Origin of the sequence: Atopobium sp. oral taxon 810 str. F0209, from assembly GCF_000466405.1 — a bacterium.
Classification (GTDB): domain Bacteria; phylum Actinomycetota; class Coriobacteriia; order Coriobacteriales; family Atopobiaceae; genus Olegusella.
On the sequence record NZ_KE952966.1, the window covers coordinates 52,079 to 70,648 of the forward strand.

18 protein-coding genes are annotated in these 18,570 nt (G+C 54.3%); 4 read left to right on the forward strand and 14 right to left on the reverse strand.

Annotated features, from left to right (window positions below):
• Nucleotides 1–25: 25 nt before the first annotated feature.
• The 5 genes from HMPREF9069_RS07525 to HMPREF9069_RS07545 form a co-directional block, all read right to left on the reverse strand.
• Entirely contained in the window at nt 26–784 is a 759-nt protein-coding gene (locus HMPREF9069_RS07525) for an ABC transporter ATP-binding protein (RefSeq protein WP_021626638.1), read from the reverse strand.
• Nucleotides 785–796: 12 nt separating this feature from the next.
• A complete protein-coding gene (locus tag HMPREF9069_RS07530; RefSeq protein WP_156894187.1) occupies nt 797–2,338 on the reverse strand; it encodes an ABC transporter permease/substrate-binding protein in 1,542 nt (513 codons plus the stop codon).
• 93 nt (nt 2,339–2,431) lie between these two features.
• Entirely contained in the window at nt 2,432–3,259 is an 828-nt protein-coding gene (locus HMPREF9069_RS07535; RefSeq protein WP_021626640.1) for a metal ABC transporter permease, read from the reverse strand.
• Complete coding sequence (locus HMPREF9069_RS07540; protein ID WP_021626641.1) at nt 3,252–4,004, reverse strand: metal ABC transporter ATP-binding protein; 753 nt, start codon at nt 4,002–4,004, stop codon at nt 3,252–3,254. The genes HMPREF9069_RS07535 and HMPREF9069_RS07540 overlap by 8 nt, the downstream gene beginning before the upstream one ends.
• 1 nt (nt 4,005) lies before the next feature.
• Nucleotides 4,006–4,971 (reverse strand): metal ABC transporter substrate-binding protein, encoded by a 966-nt coding sequence (locus tag HMPREF9069_RS07545; RefSeq protein ID WP_021626642.1) that lies wholly within the window; start codon nt 4,969–4,971, stop codon nt 4,006–4,008.
• A 245-nt stretch (nt 4,972–5,216) separates the two neighbouring features.
• Between HMPREF9069_RS07545 and HMPREF9069_RS07550 the strand changes: the two genes are divergently transcribed.
• Nucleotides 5,217–5,552 (forward strand): putative quinol monooxygenase, encoded by a 336-nt coding sequence (locus tag HMPREF9069_RS07550; protein WP_051317823.1) that lies wholly within the window; start codon nt 5,217–5,219, stop codon nt 5,550–5,552.
• 1,029 nt (nt 5,553–6,581) lie between these two features.
• Here the strand turns inward: HMPREF9069_RS07550 and HMPREF9069_RS07560 are convergent.
• The 3 genes from HMPREF9069_RS07560 to HMPREF9069_RS07570 are packed head-to-tail and all read right to left on the reverse strand — an operon-like array spanning nt 6,582 to nt 8,772.
• On the reverse strand, nt 6,582–7,190 hold the full coding sequence (locus HMPREF9069_RS07560) for an L-2-amino-thiazoline-4-carboxylic acid hydrolase (protein ID WP_021626645.1): 609 nt from the start codon (nt 7,188–7,190) through the stop codon (nt 6,582–6,584).
• The gene (locus tag HMPREF9069_RS07565; protein WP_021626646.1) at nt 7,160–7,963 is read right to left on the reverse strand and encodes an alpha/beta fold hydrolase; all 804 of its coding nucleotides are present in this window, start codon (nt 7,961–7,963) and stop codon (nt 7,160–7,162) included. Before HMPREF9069_RS07565 ends, HMPREF9069_RS07560 begins: the two co-directional genes overlap by 31 nt.
• On the reverse strand, nt 7,960–8,772 hold the full coding sequence (locus tag HMPREF9069_RS07570) for a class I SAM-dependent methyltransferase (protein WP_021626647.1): 813 nt from the start codon (nt 8,770–8,772) through the stop codon (nt 7,960–7,962). The genes HMPREF9069_RS07565 and HMPREF9069_RS07570 overlap by 4 nt, the downstream gene beginning before the upstream one ends.
• Before the next feature lie 551 nt (nt 8,773–9,323).
• Between HMPREF9069_RS07570 and HMPREF9069_RS09275 the strand changes: the two genes are divergently transcribed.
• Nucleotides 9,324–9,482 (forward strand): hypothetical protein, encoded by a 159-nt coding sequence (locus HMPREF9069_RS09275; RefSeq protein WP_021626649.1) that lies wholly within the window; start codon nt 9,324–9,326, stop codon nt 9,480–9,482.
• 41 nt (nt 9,483–9,523) lie between these two features.
• Here HMPREF9069_RS09275 and HMPREF9069_RS07575 read toward each other — a convergent pair whose 3' ends face one another.
• The 6 genes from HMPREF9069_RS07575 to HMPREF9069_RS07600 form a co-directional block, all read right to left on the reverse strand.
• Nucleotides 9,524–10,453: a nucleotidyl transferase AbiEii/AbiGii toxin family protein gene (locus HMPREF9069_RS07575; RefSeq protein WP_021626650.1), complete on the reverse strand. Its 930-nt coding sequence runs from the start codon at nt 10,451–10,453 to the stop codon at nt 9,524–9,526.
• Nucleotides 10,441–11,196, reverse strand: a complete 756-nt coding sequence (locus HMPREF9069_RS07580) for a type IV toxin-antitoxin system AbiEi family antitoxin domain-containing protein (RefSeq protein ID WP_021626651.1) — start codon at nt 11,194–11,196, stop codon at nt 10,441–10,443. Before HMPREF9069_RS07580 ends, HMPREF9069_RS07575 begins: the two co-directional genes overlap by 13 nt.
• Nucleotides 11,197–11,333: 137 nt before the next feature.
• Nucleotides 11,334–12,626, reverse strand: a complete 1,293-nt coding sequence (locus HMPREF9069_RS07585; RefSeq protein WP_051317826.1) for a tyrosine-type recombinase/integrase — start codon at nt 12,624–12,626, stop codon at nt 11,334–11,336.
• Nucleotides 12,627–13,160: 534 nt separating this feature from the next.
• Nucleotides 13,161–13,427, reverse strand: a complete 267-nt coding sequence (locus HMPREF9069_RS07590) for a type II toxin-antitoxin system RelE/ParE family toxin (protein WP_084170363.1) — start codon at nt 13,425–13,427, stop codon at nt 13,161–13,163.
• Nucleotides 13,428–13,481: 54 nt separating this feature from the next.
• Nucleotides 13,482–13,748, reverse strand: coding sequence for a type II toxin-antitoxin system Phd/YefM family antitoxin (locus HMPREF9069_RS07595; protein WP_021626654.1), 267 nt, complete (start codon nt 13,746–13,748; stop codon nt 13,482–13,484).
• A 1,197-nt stretch (nt 13,749–14,945) separates the two neighbouring features.
• Complete coding sequence (locus tag HMPREF9069_RS07600; protein WP_035438832.1) at nt 14,946–15,605, reverse strand: helix-turn-helix domain-containing protein; 660 nt, start codon at nt 15,603–15,605, stop codon at nt 14,946–14,948.
• A gap of 694 nt (nt 15,606–16,299) precedes the next feature.
• On the opposite strand from HMPREF9069_RS07600, the gene HMPREF9069_RS07605 reads away from it, so the two are divergent.
• Nucleotides 16,300–17,487, forward strand: a complete 1,188-nt coding sequence (locus tag HMPREF9069_RS07605) for an ATP-binding protein (protein ID WP_021626657.1) — start codon at nt 16,300–16,302, stop codon at nt 17,485–17,487.
• A gap of 883 nt (nt 17,488–18,370) precedes the next feature.
• Nucleotides 18,371–18,570 (forward strand): hypothetical protein (locus HMPREF9069_RS09630; RefSeq protein ID WP_021626659.1); only part of this gene is annotated, 200 nt, incomplete at its 3' end.

An 18,570-nucleotide genomic window follows, 5' to 3' on the forward strand; every position in this document is an offset into this window, starting at 1 on the left:
AGATACGTATGCGTGGTTGGATACATCAATCGTTTTCGGTAGATAGATCCTGATAGATACCGCGGTTTACCAATTGCCTAACAAAATCCGTTGCGGGTTTATGGAAGATCTCGTGAGGCGTTCCATATTGCTGGATCTCTCCTGCATTCATGACCAGCACTTTTGTACCTAACTTGAGTGCTTCGGAAATATCATGAGTGACAAAGAGGACGGTAATGTTCGTTTCGTTGTGGATACGCTTGATTTCTTCTTGGAGCTGATTGCGGGTAATCTCGTCAACCGCGCCAAAAGGTTCATCCATAAGCAGAATGTCTGGCGATGCCGCAAGAGAACGGGCAATACCTACGCGTTGTGCTTGGCCTCCGGAGAGTTCGGCAGGATAGTGATCTTTAAACTCTTCGTCAAGACCTACGATTTGCATCCATTTGGCAACGGCATCTTTGGTTCGCTTGGTATCCTTTTTATTAAGGAGATTGGGTACATAAGCAATATTTTGCTCAACGGTCATATGTGGGAACAAAACACTGCCTTGGATGGCGTAGCCGATGTTTCTCCTAAGCTCAATGAGGTTCTTCTCGCGAATGTCTTCTCCATTAACAAGAACGTTTCCACTGGTGGGCGTAGTAAGACCATTGACCATTTTGAGAAGCGTTGTTTTACCGCAACCCGAAGACCCAATGAACGTGACAAATTCACCTTGCTCAATCGTAAGAGACAAATCGCTGATGATGATTTTCTCACCATAGGCTTTGTGAATGTGTTTGAATTCGATTGCAGCTGCCATGGGTATTACCTCCTACACGAGACCCTTGGACACAAGGTATTCATGGGCTACGTCTTTGGGCTCCCTACCGTTGGTTTCAACTTCGTAATTCATACGGGCCATGTCCTCGTTGGTGATGGTGTTGGTAAGGCTGTCGAGAAGACCCTTGAGCTCAGGATGTTTTTGCAAGACTTCGCTTCGTACCACATTACCTGCCTGATATGAGGCAAAGAAGTGGCGATCATCTTTTAGAATGACGACATTGGCAGTATTGAGTTTACCGTCAGTAGTAAAGACTATCATGGCGTCGATTTTTCCCTGGCTCATGGCCTCATATTTAAGACCGATGTCTAAATCAACGGTATTTTTGAAGGTCATTCCATATGCTGTGCAAAGGGCGGCATAACCGTCTTCACGTTCAAAAAAGTCATATTCTCCACCAAAGCTGAGTTGGTCTGAGACGCGCGCAAGATCGGAATAGGTCTGCAGGTTATATTTTTGGGCAATGTCTTTCCTGACGGCAAGGCCAAAGGTGTTCTCAAATCCGTACATACCTAGCCAATCCATATTGTATTTTTGCTGGTATTCGCTCTGAAGTTGTGAGAACTTGTCGTTGGAATAGAAATCGGTATTTTTTAGGACTAGGTTCCATCCAGTGCCCGTATATTCCGGATAGATGTCGAACGAGCCCTTCTCCATTCCGGGCTGAATGTTTGAAGTGCCGCCACCGACTCCCTGCGTAAGATTTACTTTGAGGTTCGTTTTGTGTTCGATGAGTTCTTTGAGTGCCTCGCCAAGTATGTATTGTTCAGTCATTGGTTTGGTTGCAATACTGATAATTTCTTTCTGACCAAAAGGTAAAAAGAGCGTAACAGCAGCGATGACAGCAAGGACAATACCTATAATACCTGCAATTTTATTATGCTCGTGAGCCTTGGCGTTTCTGAGCTTCATGCGCTTTTCGATACATCCAAGCAAGAAATCTACGGTTAAGGCGAGAAAGGCAATAAGGAGGCTGCCGTCCATGGTCATGGCTGAGTTATTGGTGGTAATGCCGCGATAAATGGCAACGCCCAAGCCTCCCGCGCCGATGAAGGATGCAATGCCGCCAAGAGCAATGGTCATGACGGTCATACTGCGAATGCCTGACATAATAACGGGAAGTGCCAGAGGAATTTTGATTTTGACAAGCGTTTGCAGGGTGGTACTGCCCATACCTTCAGCAGCTTCAACGAGCAGCGGATCAATATTGGTAAGTCCGGTATGCGTATTGATAACCATGGGGAGCAGTCCATAAACCGTTAGGGCAATGACGGCGGTGACGTTGCCGATTCCTGAGAACGGGATCAAAAAACCAAGCATGGAGATGGACGGGATGGTGTAGAGAAAGTTAATGACGGCAAGCGTGAGCTTTGCAGTTCTTTGAAAGTGGCTTATGAGAATGCCGGTTATACCACCTACGATGATGGCAATAACAACTGCCGCAAAAGAAATCTTGATATGTTCAAGAAGCAGTCCACCAAAGAAATCCCAGCGAGAGATGAGGAGTGTCCACATGTTTTGCAACATACTCATGCTAGTCTCCATGCCGAAGACCTGGTTCATCGGATGATGTAAACCAGGTCGAGGTTTTTTATCGTGATATGTCCTTATCCGGATGGGAGCTTTCTAAACGCGCGCTACAGAACCTACAGAAGGCAGGCTCCTGATAACAAAAATAATGCAAAAGATGACTCCAAGGGTAAGGCCGATCATACCGCCGGACGAAGCATCGAAATAGTAGCTGCCGGTAATGCCCACAAGTACACTCATGATGGCAATAAGCGGGGAGATCCAAAGCATGTGGCGCATGCGGTTTGTAAGGAGCCGAGCACAGGCTCCCGGGACGATTAAAAGCGAAACGGAAAGAATGACACCCACCGCCTGCAGTGATATGACGATGGCCAAGGCAAGGGCAATCAGCAAAAGCGAAGTCAGCCACCGCACAGAAAGGCCGATTGCCTGCGCATGGGTAGGATCGAACGCCAAGAGTGTGAGGTCTCTGTTTTTAAGCACAAGGACAAGTGCGATGGGAAGGCCAATGAGGAGTACCTGCAGCATGTCGGGAACGGTGACGCCCAACAAGTTGCCAAAGAGGATGTGCGAAAGGTTGATTTGACTGGGTACCTTTGATATCAGGACGGTGCCGAGAGCAAAAAACGTTGTGAATACGATGCCTATGGCCGTATCGGGTTTGACAATCTGACTCTTTTTTACCTGCCCGACCAGTATGACCGTAATAAGTGCAAAAACCAGAGCACCTATCAGGTACGGCAGCCCTACAAGATGAGAAATGACTACGCCGGGAAGGATGGAGTGCGAGATGGCGTCTCCCATCAGCGACCATCCCATATGCGTGATCCAGCAGCTCAAAAGGCCGCATACGAGTGCGGTGGCAAGACCCGTTATCAAGGCGCGCTGCATGAACGCGTATTTGAGGATTTCAATCTCAGGCATGAGGTACCTCCTCGATATGTCCGTGTTCGCTCAGTCCCAGGCTGGCGAGAAGCTCCGTGCTTCTCAAAACATCGGACGCAAGACCCTGGGCGGTTATCGTCTTGTTGATAACCAGGCAATCTTGGAAATTCTCCCGGGCCGAATGGATGTCGTGAATGGAAACCAGCAGCGTGCGCCCCTCTTCTGCAAGAAGGCGGAGCTGCTGGGTGATAATTGCTTCGGATTTTGCGTCGACTCCAGCAAACGGCTCGTCCAGCAGCAAAAGCTCGGCTTTCTGGGCAATGCCGCGTGCTACAAAAACGCGCTTCCGTTGTCCGCCGGAAAGCTGTGAGAGCGGTCGGTCTATCAGCTCCAAAAGTCCTACTCGCCCCAGAGCCTGAGCTACGAGTGTGCGGTCTTCTTGCGAAGGAACGCGGAACCAGCCCTGATGGCAGTAGCGCCCCTGCATAACCACGTCCTCCACCAGCAGCGGAAACGAGGCGTCGATGGCTTCTGTTTGCGGTACGTATCCAATGAGTCCCTGGCGACGCGCTTCGCGGAAAGGCCGTCCGTTCCACGTGATGGATCCGCTGAAAGGAATGAGTTCCATCAGAGCCTTGAACAGCGTTGATTTGCCGGCACCGTTGACGCCCACAAGGGCACAGAGCCTGCCGCTTTTGAGCGTGAAGGTGATGTCGTGGATGACGGGTGTTTTGTCTTGGTTTCCCTCATACCAGGCGGATACCTCTGAAACGTTAAGTGACATGTTAGTTCGCACTCTTTCCCGTGAGCCCTTCGACGATGACATCCGCATCGTGTTTAAGAAGGTCGAGATATGTAGGCACCGGTCCTGCTGCTTCGGAAAGCGAATCCACATAGAGCATGTGAGCTTCGTCCGTCTTGAGGATTGCTCCTGTTTCGTCGGCAACTTGCTGCATAGCTTTGGGGCTGACGGTTGATTCGCAGAAGACGGAACGTACCTGCTGTTTCTTGACCTCTTCAACCACCTTTGCAATCTGTTGAGGAGTACCTTCCTCAGACGCATTGACCGGCCAAAGGTAGATCTCATTCAAACCGGTATCGCGGCAAAGATACGAGAAAGCTCCTTCGCACGTTACCAGCGTGCGTTGGTTTTGAGGCAGGGAAGAGAGCTCTTCCGTGAGATCCGAGGAGATCTTTTGAAGTTTTTCCTTGTACTTCTCGCCGTTTTTTGCAAAGTCATCCGCATGGTTGGGGACCAAAGCACTCAGACCCTTTACGATATTGTCAACGTAGATTTGGCCATTTGCGGGAGACATCCATGCGTGCGGATTGGCTTCTCCCGCATACTCTCCTTCAGAGATGTTCATGGGAGTGACCCCTTGGCTCAAATCTACGCGCTCAGCTGCCGAGTCGGCGACAAAACGTTCAAACCAGCGCTCAAGCCCAAGGCCGTTGTTGAGGATCAGGTTGGCTTTCTGGGCAAGCTTAAGGTCTTCGGGCGTTGGTTCATAATCGTGAATTTCCGCTCCCGCCTTTGTGATGGATTGAACGTCGCAAAAGTCGCCCGCAATATTTGCGGCCATGTCTTGGATGACCGTAAACGTGGTAAGTACGAGCGGCTTTTTCGCTTCTTTTGACTCGGGAGTGGGAGAGGTATTGTTTTCACAGCCTGCAAGAGATGCAGTGGCTAAGGTGCCGAAAAGAGCTATGGCTTGTCGGCGTGTAAAAGACGATGCTGAGAAACGGTACATGTAAGCCTCTTTTCCAATTTGTTGTGTGTCATTGCCATTCTAATTCATAGAGTTAGCCTTGTCTAACTATTTTTGTTTCAATTAAGCTGCCTGAACGAAAACAAGACGCAAAATTGGATACAAATTAAGGTTGCCTGAGTCGAAGAGGGAAACCTCTGGCTGAAATGAGAAACCCATCGGGGAAAGGGAAACCTCTGATAAGTAACCGGAAATCCTTTGAATGGCAGCGGTTGTGGAGAATAAGAATGTCTATCACAGTGAATTTGAGATACGCAGGCAAAGACGGCAGTGCTCTTGCGTTTACCCATGAAATGTCTGAGAACGGTACAGTGGCTAAAATTCGCGCCGAGGAAGGTAACTTGCGTTACGAATACTACCAGTCGCTCGATGACTCGGAAACGGTTCTGCTCATAGACAGTTGGAGAGACCAGCAATCCATTGATAAGCACCACGCTTCGCCGATGATGCAGACCATCGCGGCTCTTCGGGAGAAATATGATTTGCGCATGACGGTGAGTCGTTCAGGATCCAGACCGCGCGGTTACGGTACACGCTTCTCAGGGAGTGGAACACGTCTATGATCCCGTCAAAGGTGACTCCCGTCTTCGCGACCTCCGGTTCGGGGATGCGGAAACACTCCGTCCCCCACGCGCAGGAGCGCGAACTCGCCGTCCACCGTCACCATGGACGACTCTACCACCGCGTCGTCGTGGCGGCTGCCGGTGCGGCCGCACGAGGGCCCCACGTCGTTTCCCCCCGGCCCACGGCGCCAGCAGCCCCGAGGCGTGCTGGCTGTTGCGGTCGCTGTGGAAGATGGCCCCCTCGGCCACGTAGCCGCGCCTGCGGGCCGGCCCGAGGGCCGAGACGACTGTGTCGGCGGCCATGCGCCCGGGCACACGCCCACCCGACCACCATGCGGGTGTTGAGGCCGGTCACGGTGGCCAGGGACAGCCAGCCCTGCCCCGTGCGCAGGTAGGTGATGTCGCCTGCGGGCCTGTAGGCGGGCACGGGGCCGGTGAGGTCGCGCGCCACCAGGTCCGGCTTCGGGGGCGCGCGCCCATCGGGTATCGCGGGGCGCCTCTCGGCATTGGGCGTCACGCCGCGTACGCCCGGCTCGCGCATGCACTTGCGCACGCGGTGGAGCGCCACGGGCCCGGGCTCGGGCGGCAGGGACGCGTGCACCATGCGCGCCCCGGAGCGGCGGCCGCCCCCAAGCCACACGCGCTCCACGGCGTCGCGCATGTGTAGGTGCCTGTCGTATCTCTCCATGAGTCCCCCTAAGCGCCGAGAGGCGGCGCATTCTGCCTGGACAGTCATCCGGGCTTCCTAGGGGCGCGGGGCATCCCTCGCAAGGGAGCGTATTGCGTGCGCGCGCGTGTGCTCCTGTCGCTTGGCATCCGGGTGGGGAGGCACGTCATCGAAGCGTCAGCGCGATGGGTGCGACCCCCGGTGCCTACAAACGCTATCTCGTGCGTTGTGTGCACAAGATAGGCTGCTTGATTCGCAGTCTGAAAGAAAAACGACATGGGCTATACCCAATCCGATCCGATACAGAGCCAGGTGCCGGCCCAGTCGATAGAGGTCAGGAGGGGCAGCCACAGATTGCAGGGCTATTCCCTATCCTCGGTCGTTTTCGCGCTGTAGCGGAAGTCGCACCTGTCGTCCCCTCCACCGATGGTTTTAGTGCGAGTGAGGCGCAGGCCCATCATCTCGGCCATGGGGTAGTCCAGGCGGCAGAGGTAGGGTGTGAGCTCGGGGTGGCCCTCGTCTGCGCACAAGCGGCAGATGCCGCATGCCGTGTAGTCGAGCCCGAAGTCGAAGATGCCGTCCGGCTCCACGATGTCGAACACCCAGTTGTTCTCGCCTTGAAGCCGATGCGACTCGGCTGCGTTCTTCAGGCGTCCTTTGGTCTTCGAAGGGCTCAGGTAGGAGCCTCCCACGCTCCACGTAGCCCGGCGGATGAGCCAGCTCGCCTCGAAGCCGTGCTCGATGGCCAGGTAGTTCTCCTCCGCTGTGAGGCCGGTGTGACGGTTCATGGCGATGAAGTACGCGCCCATCGCGTACGACGCAACCAGGCTGTCTTGGCTCATGGGCTTTGCCCTCCGCAGGATGGCGGCGTACTCTCTCGCGACGCGCCTGCGTACGGGTGCGGCGACGTTCCGTCTCGTCAGCCTTCCGAAGAACCAGCCTATCGCCCTGAGCCTAATCCCGTAGTCCATGCCGCTCTCCCTCCAGTCGCCAACCCTTCGATCCGTGCCGCGAACTCCTGCGGTCTGCCCGGCGCCATTCCGCCGTGGCCCACGTCCTCAAGCATGACGAGCTCCGCTTCCGGGAACATCCTCTCCATGTACCCCAGATCCCACTTGCGGTCTTTCCTCTCCGCCTCCGCACACCAGTACTGCACCCGCGCTTCGGATTCTTGTGGTTCCGCGGGCATCCGGTAGTTGTTACAGGACTCGAATGTCCGCCAAATCGTCCTATAGCTCATGAAGCGGAGGGTCTCGGAGACGTATTGCAGATCCTCCTCGGAGTATTCCCCGGTCGAAAACGCCTTCTCCAAAAGTCCCGCGCCACCCCATCTGCCGATGCACACCAGCAGGAAATCCCGCACGGCGATGAGCCTTGTCACAATCCAAGGCAGCCGGTAGGGCATTATCCCGCCGTCGACCACGGCGTTTTGAATGTCGACCTTCTCGTCGGCCAGCATCCTTAGGACGACCGACCCTCCCATAGAGCAGCCGTACAGGCACGCGACCTGGCGACAGCCGTTCGCGTCCAGCCATCCGGCAAGCTCCGTGGCGATTTGCTCCACGCTCGTGTAGTCCTCATCGGGCGCTGTCTCGTCGTAGCCGGGCAGTGCCGGGAGGATCAGGTGGAATCTGTCCCGCAGGAGCGGAATGACGTGCTCGAAGTAGTCCCACATCACTGCGGAGGGATGAATCAGGACGACGACATCCCCATTCTCTTTTCCGAATTCGTGGACGGTCATCATTTCGCCACCAGGCGCATGCGCACCACCAGCGTGCGGCCCCACTTGTCTGAGAAGTACATGAAGATACGGGTTCTCAGGGCGAGCCTGCGCCCGAGCTTCCTCGCGTCATCGTAGAAGCCGCTGCGCTCGAGCAACTCGCAGCCGGCCCTCTTCGCGAAACCCTCGGGATCGTCGAGGCCGAAGTGCATCATCGCGTCGACGTTGCCGGTCTTTTGCACATAGCGGTTCGTGAACCTGAGCCCGCCGGAGTTGGTCGCGTCGAAGACGAGCTCGCCTTCTGGGAAAGCAGCCTTCATGTCGGCTATCATGGCGAGAATCTGCTCCTCGTGGAAGTACTCCCAGACTCCCGAGACCACAAGCAGCGTGGGAAGCCCTGCGTCGATGCGGGCAGCCCATTCCATCTCGAACATGTCGCCTGCGACGAACTCCTCGTCAGGTCCATCCCCGAGCACGCGGCGACGGATGTCGATCACGCTAGGCAGGTCTACTTGGTAGCAATGTGCCGTATCCACCCCGGCGCGGTTCCAGGTGGTTTCCAGCCCAGCGCCGAGAAAGATGACGTTGCCGTTCGGGTGCCTTCCCAGGAATGCTGCCACCATCCCGTCGATCACATGACTGCGTGCGGCGGAAGCGATGCACTCGTACTCGCTGGAGTTCGCCCGTATCGCCTCGGTTGGGATCGCAGGCTCGAGGGAGAGCGCCTTCTCGTCGTGGAAGTACTCGGGGAACCGCCTGCTCACGTAGATGCGTGCCACGAGCGGTATGTAGGTCGTGTCGGGAATGCCCTGAAGGATATTCTCTGCTGCCATCGCCTCCACCTCTCATTCCGCAGGGCCGATGTGCACGGGCCTCGTTGCGCCGAGCCCCTTCTCCAGGCCGGAGGCGTCGGGCGGGATCTTGATCCTGTCTGGCATGGTCGGCCCCATCGATGCAGTAAGACAAAGCTAATTTCTTTGAGTAAGTATAGTCTAAAATCCCCCTGCAGTGTGCACCTCCTAGGGTGGGAAAAAATCACGCCCCAGCGTATAATCACGGCACAACCGAATCACCTGGCCGCACAGAAAAGGCTCGGAGGGACGGTGCCATTTTCTGGCGGATATGGTAGTCCTATCACGGCACTGTCCTTCCGAGCCGGACAGGACTACCACCTTGAGCGGCAACAAACGACACGGGCGAGCGCCCTCGGCCACTCCATGGGACGACGTATCCGAGCGGGACCTCGACCCCACCCAGATCGCCGTGATGCGCTCCAGCAGGAGCATCTACGGCTTCCGTCACCACGAATTCGACGGTGACGCCGACTTCTACAACGGCTACCCGCGCAACAGCTGCCCGCACTGCGGAATGAGAGGTGGAGACGATGGCAGATTCTGGCGTTGTTTTTGACGTGACGACCTCAGAGATGAGAACGCAGATTATTGGCTCTCTGGAAGACAGAATCAGCGGCATTGAAGATGATCTGCATTTCGTGACCCGCCAGTGTGCGTGCTCGGAGGCAGAGGCCAGGCGGGTTTACTAGTTACAGTCTATTACATTCCAACAAGTGTGGGGTGGGCCACGCTACCTTTGCATCTTCTTGAGATTCTCGACCTTCCAGAGCGCCTCGGGATTTACGGCTGCGGCCTTTGCCATCGACTCGTCCGGGAAGACGAGCTCCGGCCGGTAGTCACCTCCTGCGAGGCACTCGAGGTATTCGTGCTCTCCGTCTGTCCGGGGCAGGACCCATTCTGCTATGAACCGCTCGGCATCCTTCATGAGCCCCTCAAGGGTCGGGCGCTCGGTCGAGGAGCGCAGCATCGGGTAGAGCTGGTCCGCGAGCTCGGAAAGCCTGTCCGTGAAGCGCCGTTCCCTGCCCTCGAACGGTTTCGGGAAGCATGCGGAGAGCGAGGCGTAGTAGAGGGCGAGCCGATGCGCTGTTTCTTGCCCATCGGGCTCGAGCGACCCGTAGACGCCGAGCAGATTCGAGACGTCGTAGAGGTCGCGGACCTTCACGCGATCGAAGAACGCCTTCACCTTGCCGGCAGCGAGCTCGGCGTCCGCGAACGTGCGGACCTTGGCGCCCGGCCTCACGGGCGTCTCGCGCACGACGGGCACCATGATGGGCGAGCGGTTCATGTAGATGCAGTCGACCTTCACATGGTCGACTCCCCAGTCTCCACGATAGCGAAGGAGGAAGGTGCGTCCGGCGTGCCCGCCGGGATGCGCCTCCACCGCGTAGCCCAGCGCTCGTGCTACGGCCTCAATGCCCTCTTCAATGTGTGGTTTGTCGGCGAGCATGCCCTCATGGGAAATGCTCCCGATGTAGGAGACGTCGATGTCTACCGAGAGCCTCGGCACGTCGAGCATGAAGAGGTTGATGGCCGTGCCGCCGTGGAGCGCCAGCTTGCCCCTGAGGGCGGGGTGCCGCTCCATCTCGTCCAGAAGGTCGAGCAGTCGCTCGACCTTGTCCACGGTCCTTGGCTCGAACTCGTCGGCGCTCATGGTGCCCATGAGAGGATCTCCTCTTCTGTCTCGGGAAGGTACAGCTTCCAGCGAGGGCTCCAGTCCTCGTTCTCCCTTGACCTCGGGTCGAGCTTGGACGGGCCGCTCCCGAGCCTCGCTTCGAGCGACAGGAGCTTCTCGCTCGCCACGCCCCAGTCAGCTTGCTTTGCTTCGAGGAGCCAGCCCGTGCGGGCGACGACGGCTGCAGGAGCGCTACCGAGGATCTCGAGCAGGGCATCAACGTCGAGGTAGGGAAACGCCGAGCAGGACCGCACAGCCTCCTCAACGCCGCCAACCCTCCCGGGGTATGTGAGGCAGTCGACGAGAGTCTGCTCGCGCGTGGTCACGCCAACCGTCCCATACGACTTTGAGCGCATGGTCTGCGCCTGCGGGTTATCGTCGAGGTTGTACGGGACGTAGCGGACGCCCCCGTACTCGAACGGCGAACGTACCTTCGCGGACCTGAACGAGCACTCGAAGCCGACGTTGTGGGCGACGCCGTGGGCGACGAGGGCGGAGTGGTACGAGATCACGGCCTCGGGGTCGACCGTCCTGGCCACAAGGAACGGGTCGGGCGCCTCGCCGGTAAACCTGCCGGTCTTGGACACATAGATGCCACGGCGCACGCGCTCCACCTCGCCGGACTTGACGGCGCGCTGCAGCTGCGTGTGCGCGGCCTCCCTCGACGTTATGGCATAGATGTCCTCTGTCGTGAACGCCTGGTGTGATGCTATGTAGTCTTTGAACTTCATACAGACGAATTATAGTGGAAACGGGTACAAATTGTAACCGTATCCATGCATTATTAGCTGTAAATCAGCGTTATTCATCTGTTCACATCCAGCGCGATACGGCGCGGAAGAACCAGCGCACGAAGCGCCAGACGAGCCTAAAGACGCCCATGGCCTGCCTCCTTCTCCTCTGCTGCGGCGAGCATTGCCTTGAGCTGGTCCACCGAGAAGCTGAGCGCGGGCTCGCGGCGCTTGGGCGCACCGAGGACGTTGTCCATGATGGCGTCGCCGTAGCCGCTCATCTCGGCGTTGAAGCTCTCCTCGACCTTGCTCACGGCGGCGCGCTTGGCCTCCGGATCCACGTCGGCGTAGATGTCCAGCGTCATCGACACGCTCGCGTGCCCCAGGTAGCTCGCCACGGTTCGCACGTCGCAGCCTCCGGCGATCATCATGGTGGCGAAGGTGTGCCTGAGGTCGTGGAAGGTGCACTTGAAGCCGTTCATCTTGCAGAAGGCGGCGAAGTCCTTGCCGAGCTGCGTGGGGTTGTAGGGCCTGCTCTTCTCCTCCTGCGTTCCCAGTATGTAGGGGTCTCCGAAGGGAAGCCCGAACTCGTTGGCGATGCGCACGGCGTCCGCCCTCACCAGGCGCAGCATGTCGAAGGTGCGCCGGGTGAGGGGGATTGTCCTCAGGGAGCTCGAGGTCTTGGGCTCCTTCACGTAGAAGCCGCCGTCGCCGTTTCCCAGGGCGTGGCTCACGGTTATGGTGCCGTCATCGGAGAGGTCGGACCACTTGAGCGCGCAGACCTCGCCGCGCCTCATGCCCGTGGTGAGGGCGAGCTCTATGGCTATGCCCAAAGGCGCCGGCTGCGCGCGCCTCGCCAGCTCCAGCATGCGGGTGTGCTCCTCGCGCGGCAGGGCGTTGATGGGCGTCTTCACGCGCTTGGGCGGCTTGCAGAAGTCGCAGGGGTTCTTGGTGATGAGGTTCTGTGCCATGCCCCACTTGAGCGCCTGCTTGAGCAGGCGGAAGGGCTTCGACACGCTCTTCGGCGCATAGCCGTCGGCGCTCATGTCGCGCATCCAGCCCGACACGTCCTCCACTGAGAGGTCCGCCAGGCGGACATTTCCGATGTAGGAGTCTATCTGGCGCGCCTCGGCGCGGTATCCGCGCACGGTCGAGGGCTCTATGGTGCCCGATCCTTCCTTGTAGACGAGGAACTGCTCCATGAGCTCGCGCACGCTCATCGAGGAGCCGACGGCCCCTCCCTTGCGCTCGAGATCGAGGATGAGCGCGTCGCGTGCGCGCTCCGCCTGCCGACGCGTCTTGCCCTCGACCGTATGGAACGTCCTCACAACCTCGCCCGTCACGGGGTCGGTGTGCGAGAGGACCGCCTCCCATCGGTCGCTGTTTCTCCGTCTCCTCAGGCCACGGCTGGTGTAGGTAAGGTTCTGCATCTCCACTTCCTTCCATTCGGTTTTCAACAGCCGTTTCTGACCGACATTGTGACCGCCAAAGTGACCGCCAAAACGAGGTTGGAGATGCAGAAGAAGCAGATTCCTGCAGAACGTTGGAGACGCGAAAAAACACAAAACACCTGCTCAGCGCAGTGCGTCCAGACGAGGTAGACGAGGGAGAATTTACGGAACCTCCAGCTTGACTCGCTCATAACCCGGAGGTCGTTGGTTCAAATCCGGCTCCCGCGACCATGAAATTGCAGGTCAGAGGCTCGTTCCTCTGGCTTTTTTCATTTTGAGTACCTATAGAACATCAAGCGAATATCGTTTGGTGCCGCAGCGAGTGCTAGCGTTCCAAAACTCCTTCTCCATGACAAATCAATGTAGGGCTCCCACGAAGACCGGTCCGTCGGGAAAAATCATCGAGATAGACTTCGTTTTCGGAGAGGACTAAATCATAAGTATGCGTCAGAATCAGACTAGCACTAGCTGTCATTTGGTAGAGAACCGTCCGATGGACGCTCTGTCCACTGATTAGTTCAGACTGTCAAGCAGTCTTTCTGTCCTGTCTTGCAGGCCGTGGAGGAAGGCGACGACGTATACCGTCATCTCTGTCTCGTCCACGTAGTAGTCGAGCTCATAGCTGCCAACGAGGCTTCTGCGGACGTCGAGGCCGGTCGCTGCACGGTATTCCTCCACGACGCCGTGGGCTAGCGGGTGGTCGGCGATACCATGCAAGGCCCTCTCGTACTTGTCGAGTAATCTCGACGCGGCGAGCGGCGCGTGTAGCCTTCCCGCTATGTACCTTACGGAGACTCGTCGAGCGACGTCTCTACTGGTGCCGAGATCAAGACCCTATAGGCCATACTTCGCCCTGATTTCGCTGGCGGCCTCAAAGGCGTTGCGGACCTCCCCGCGCTGCACGGCAGCGACGCCCTCGACGACCATGGCGATGGCCTCGCTCCTGCGAACCCGCTCGGACATCGCGTCGTATGCCTCGGCGCTCATGATGACCATGTCGGAGTAGCCATTCTTTGTGACGTAGATGGGCTCGTCGGTGGCGTGGCACATCTCCGAAACGTGCGCCCCGTCCTTGAGCTCCTTGACTGGTATGATCTGCATGCGCGCCCCTCCTGACGAACCTTTCCTTCTGTCCCATAATAATACCTCAATAATGGTTTTTACTCACGGGACGCGAGGTATCACCACAAAGTGACTCGTCATTTTCCCTGACGCGGTGGTCTACGGCGAAGAAGGTCGCGGCGCCTTGTCTGAGCCGACAGAGACCGAGATGCTCCTGAGTCCGATGAGTTACACAATCCACAGGTTGTTGGTTCAAATCCAGCTCCCGTGACCAAAAATACATTCTCGACCTGCGAAAGCAGGCCGAGTTTTTTCCCATAGCCTTTATATTTTGACAGATGGTTCGTTTTTCGAGTTTTTGAAAAATATAACCTGCGATTGGGCTTACTTACCTCGAAACTTGAACCATCTGTGGTTTTCATCTCTAGAAGCAGCAATCTTGTGGCTCGCTTTGGACATCAATGTCGAGCAGTAGGTCGGCAGGACCGGTTGGGCGGTCATGGTGGTATTCTGCCATACCGCCGTTGCCAATGGCAGAATAGGTGTCATGTCGAGTAGCGAAGTCTGCACACGCACAGAGCTCACGAAGGATCAGGTTGCATGCGGCATGACGGAGCTGCGCAACAAGGGAATCATCGCCCCGTCATACGTACCAACGCCGAGGGATACTGTCATTTGGACCACTCGAACTACGGATATATCGCGCGCTACTGCATCTGCTGCGATATAGACACCCTAAGTCGCGACTGACACGACGTCGTGTGGATGTCTACGGGTAGGCGCCGCGTTGGCAAGATATACCCCGTGGATGAGACTTTTACGTGACGTATCACGTTCAGGCATGTAGGACTTTTGCTGGTTGAAGAGTGTCCCGTCGGCCAACTTAAAGAGCAGTTCGATCGCTTCTATAACTCGCTCGTGCCTCAAGGTATGGGTGCAAGTGATAAGCCAGAGAGCTGGCTAGGCGCCTTCTTCCTCCTTAAGAGCTTCCTGCAGGTGAATGACGATAGCTTGCGTCAGGTAGTGTTTCTTGATGAGCTGCCCTGGCTCGACACACTAAGGTCGGGCTTTTTGCATGCCTTCGAGGGCTTCTGGAATACTTGGGGATGTCACCGCAAGAACCGATGGTCATCGTTTGCAGTGGTGCTAATTCATAGGTGTGGGAACCGCCTGCTCAACAACCATGGCGGTTTGTACGGCAGAGTGATGTACGAGATTAAGCTTTCGCCGTTTACTTTACATGAATGCGAGGGATTCTACGAAGAGCGCGGCGTCGCCATATCCCGCTACGACATTGCCCAGAGCTATATCTACAAGTTTGCGTGTTGCGACGCGTAAAAACTCTTGGTAATCGCTACATCTATCTAAAACAACATCACTGACAAGGTTTGTGACATTCTGATCTGCAAGAAGCCACGCGACGATAAAATTCCGAATGGTTGACTCATCAGCAATGAGGTAGTAACCGTAATGCGGCCGACTGCTAAGGAGAATTTGATGCTTCTCAAGCAAAACGCGCACGTTCTTCATAATCTTACCAACACTCGACCGACTGAGGAAAAGATCGTTAGCGAGGTCATCTTGTGTAACGTAATCGTTCACAAGAAGCTCGGATACGATTAGAACGATTTGTTTGTTACTTTCAGGCGATGATAACTTGGTAGAAAGGCGTTTCTTAAGAGCACTAAAAGCATCCCTGTCAATAATCTTGACGCGGTATCCAGCATTTCCTGATGTCAAACTAGCACCATTATGAGAAAGTATGTCAGTCACTGGTTTTATCTCACGCTTGACCGTGCGCGAACTCACGCCAATGGCATTGGCAAGTTGTGCGCTAGTAAGAGGACCGTGAGCATTAATTAGTTCGCGCAAAAGAGCACTTTGGTTATCGTTCATATTCCTTACCTCCCAAAAGAACGAAATATGGCTCAATGCCGAACCCGCAAAAGACATATCGTAAGTCATACCAATATTATGTGATGTCAATGACAGTCTTACGATCATAACTGAGGACCTCGTCAGTGACACATGGAGCAAAGAAAGGCCCAACCTGCGTTAGTTCAGTAGTTATCTTGGCGAGACTTAAACCCTCTTCCCTATCAGCCAGAAAAGACCGGACGATAATCCTGTAAAGGTGCCGTCTGGCTTTTTCTATGGGTTATCAACCTAGTCCCACGTGTTCTTTGTGCAGGACAGGTAAACTGCCCGTTATTGAACTGCAATCAAATTTTTCATTTGGCAGTTTCTTACCCACTTGCTCTGCGCAGAGTAAGCAGGGATAAGCGCACATTGCACCCGCGTATCCCGTGGGCCTTTCTTTTATTTCAGCATATACCTGCCAGTCTAGATTCTAGTAAACCCATCTAGCCTCTAGACCATGTTCTTAACGCGCAGTCATTAAAGCGCCATAACCATTTGGGACTTCTGAGAAGACAAGGCGTTAGAAAACGCCTGAGAGACTATGCCAATTCTGGTTCAACAGAAACCTGTTGCTATTGACATTGGCGGTGCTTACTAGTTGATTATGGTAAGCTTAACTAGTGAAATATGGTAATCATTACTAGTGGATTATGGTTTCAGGAGGCATTTGATGAAGCAGGAAAACTATATTCCTCGTCTAATGGGACAAACTGCTCACGATATTGCTACTTGGTTACCTATTGTTTCTGTTACAGGCCCTCGTCAGAGTGGAAAATCAACGCTGGTCAGAAAAATATTCGAAGGTTATTCCTACGTTAACCTTGAAGATGCTCAGGTACGTGCTATGGCAAATGTAGATCCAGTTGGGTTCCTTGCCGCTCATCCCGCCCCCTTAATTGTGGATGAGGTGCAGCTTGTACCGGAGTTATTCCCCCAAATTCAAGCAGTCTCTGATGAGATTGGACGAGAGGGCAACTATGTGCTGTCTGGATCACAGAACTTCTTGCTACTCAAACGAATTTCCGAATCGTTAGCAGGTCGCGTAGGAATTGTTCGGTTGCTTCCACTCTCATTTTTCGAAGTGCATGCGGTACGTAAAATTTCGTATGAGCAGTTTTTGTTTCGGGGTGGATATCCACGTCTGTATAATGTCAAGATTCCTGAGCGAGTTTTTTACGATAGTTATGTGAGTACCTATATAGAGCGCGACGTTGCAGACTATCTTGACGTTCGTAATATTTCTGCCTTCCGTAGGTTTCTTAGTTTATGTGCGCAGAATGTTGGTAGCTTGCTTAATGTTACGCGCCTCGCTTCGGACGTAGGTATTGCACAAGATACAGTTCGATCGTGGCTTTCCATCCTTGAGTCAAGTTATATCGTGTTTCGGCTGCAACCGTATTTCACGAACTTGCGTAAGCGCATTACGAAGACCCCGAAACTATATTTCTATGACACAGGGCTTTTGTGTTATTTGTTAGGCATCGATTCTCAAGAGCAGATGATTACCAGTCCATATTACGGTGCAATTTTTGAGAACTTTGTAGTAGAGGAAGCTGCCAAGCGGTATTTGAACTCAGGTAGGGAGCCGCGACTGTTCTTCTATCGTGATGACAGTAAAGTAGAGGTCGACTTAGTCGATGCCACTAATGCTTGTTCAATTGAATTGTTGGAAATTAAATCCTCACAAACCTTTCGCAGTGAGTTTGGGCGACATCTTGTAAGAGTTGGTGACGCGCTTAATATCCCAGCAAAACGTCGTATTGTAGTCAGTCGTGCTTCCGGGAGCTTTTCTGCCAAGGACTTTTATGCTGTCAATATTGAAGACTGGCTGCTGCGCAAAGATAAAAGCCGCTCTTAGATTCATGATGTTTTGCTCGTCTAATCGAGTGATTTTTAAAAATGACAGCAAGTCCGAGATGTAAAAACCTGAGTTAGACCAGCATGTTTCAAGAGATGCAACTTTCACGCTTGCACAAAAGATGTTGTCAAGTGATATGTTTGCTCAAACTTACTTCTTCTGATGCCCTTTGCATGGGAGAGGATATTCGTAAAAATCAGCATTTTTAGACCCCTTTTCGCTCTGAGGGCCGATGTGCGCCATTTAGAGTCGTTATTGGATAAGATATTTATATTTGAAATGCAGACCTAGGCCGTCTACCAGCGAATTTGTTAAAACCAAAAGGTGCGGTAAAACACGGGAAAACAGCTGCCTTTCAAAACAGTTCTTCTACCAGCAGAAACGCTTCAACATAAATTTCAGCAAATGGCGCAGATCGCGCGTTAGAACGAAGAGGGGTATGAAATGCTATTTTCCACAGTACCCCTTGCCCTTATCAAATGATTAGAAACTATATTAGAGGATAGATTTAGGCATATATAAGAAATGTAATCAGATACAGCTCCTGTGGAAGTCGTTTGAGCATAGATAAGAAGCCGACCGCACACGATATCTCAACGCACTACGTATTACGGCGCAGACCTGCGACACGCACAAAGGGCCCGCGATTCCTCAGCTCCATCGGAATTGGATTCCTATTTCCTTACCGACGCAAAATTTACCGTTTGTGAAGCAAAACGTGAAAAAGGAACCCTTTGCGGGTGGGATGATGAACGGTGTCTTTTCCCAAGTGGGGCGATGCACGGTGACTCTTTCCTGCGCTGTCAAAACGTCGATAGATGGTTCGTTTCGATAGATGATTCATCCTTCGGACTTGCGAAAAAAATGACCAGCGGTTTTACGCTTGCTTACTTCGAAGGATGAACCATTTGTAGTTGGTATCCTGCCCGCACTCCAAATAGCAAAACTTACATGTGCTGAAAAACGTTTTTCATCTGGCATTCATCAGTTAAACGCCTGCATGTATGTCGGACACGCATTTTGTTCTAGATGCCAACCAGCAGAAATGCTGCAATATAAAAAAGAGGCAATGGCGCATATCGG

What these genes read in the sequence shown, in the direction of transcription:
- HMPREF9069_RS07525 (WP_021626638.1), bottom strand. Translation starts at nt 784, where the DNA reads ATGGCAGCTGCAATCGAATTCAAACACATTCACAAAGCCTATGGTGAG.
- HMPREF9069_RS07530 (WP_156894187.1), bottom strand. Translation starts at nt 2,338, where the DNA reads ATGAGTATGTTGCAAAACATGTGGACACTCCTCATCTCTCGCTGGGAT.
- HMPREF9069_RS07535 (WP_021626640.1), bottom strand. Translation starts at nt 3,259, where the DNA reads ATGCCTGAGATTGAAATCCTCAAATACGCGTTCATGCAGCGCGCCTTG.
- HMPREF9069_RS07540 (WP_021626641.1), bottom strand. Translation starts at nt 4,004, where the DNA reads ATGTCACTTAACGTTTCAGAGGTATCCGCCTGGTATGAGGGAAACCAA.
- HMPREF9069_RS07545 (WP_021626642.1), bottom strand. Translation starts at nt 4,971, where the DNA reads ATGTACCGTTTCTCAGCATCGTCTTTTACACGCCGACAAGCCATAGCT.
- HMPREF9069_RS07550 (WP_051317823.1), top strand. Translation starts at nt 5,217, where the DNA reads ATGTCTATCACAGTGAATTTGAGATACGCAGGCAAAGACGGCAGTGCT.
- HMPREF9069_RS07560 (WP_021626645.1), bottom strand. Translation starts at nt 7,190, where the DNA reads ATGGACTACGGGATTAGGCTCAGGGCGATAGGCTGGTTCTTCGGAAGG.
- HMPREF9069_RS07565 (WP_021626646.1), bottom strand. Translation starts at nt 7,963, where the DNA reads ATGATGACCGTCCACGAATTCGGAAAAGAGAATGGGGATGTCGTCGTC.
- HMPREF9069_RS07570 (WP_021626647.1), bottom strand. Translation starts at nt 8,772, where the DNA reads ATGGCAGCAGAGAATATCCTTCAGGGCATTCCCGACACGACCTACATA.
- HMPREF9069_RS09275 (WP_021626649.1), top strand. Translation starts at nt 9,324, where the DNA reads ATGGCAGATTCTGGCGTTGTTTTTGACGTGACGACCTCAGAGATGAGA.
- HMPREF9069_RS07575 (WP_021626650.1), bottom strand. Translation starts at nt 10,453, where the DNA reads ATGGGCACCATGAGCGCCGACGAGTTCGAGCCAAGGACCGTGGACAAG.
- HMPREF9069_RS07580 (WP_021626651.1), bottom strand. Translation starts at nt 11,196, where the DNA reads ATGAAGTTCAAAGACTACATAGCATCACACCAGGCGTTCACGACAGAG.
- HMPREF9069_RS07585 (WP_051317826.1), bottom strand. Translation starts at nt 12,626, where the DNA reads ATGCAGAACCTTACCTACACCAGCCGTGGCCTGAGGAGACGGAGAAAC.
- HMPREF9069_RS07595 (WP_021626654.1), bottom strand. Translation starts at nt 13,748, where the DNA reads ATGCAGATCATACCAGTCAAGGAGCTCAAGGACGGGGCGCACGTTTCG.
- HMPREF9069_RS07600 (WP_035438832.1), bottom strand. Translation starts at nt 15,605, where the DNA reads ATGAACGATAACCAAAGTGCTCTTTTGCGCGAACTAATTAATGCTCAC.
- HMPREF9069_RS07605 (WP_021626657.1), top strand. Translation starts at nt 16,300, where the DNA reads ATGAAGCAGGAAAACTATATTCCTCGTCTAATGGGACAAACTGCTCAC.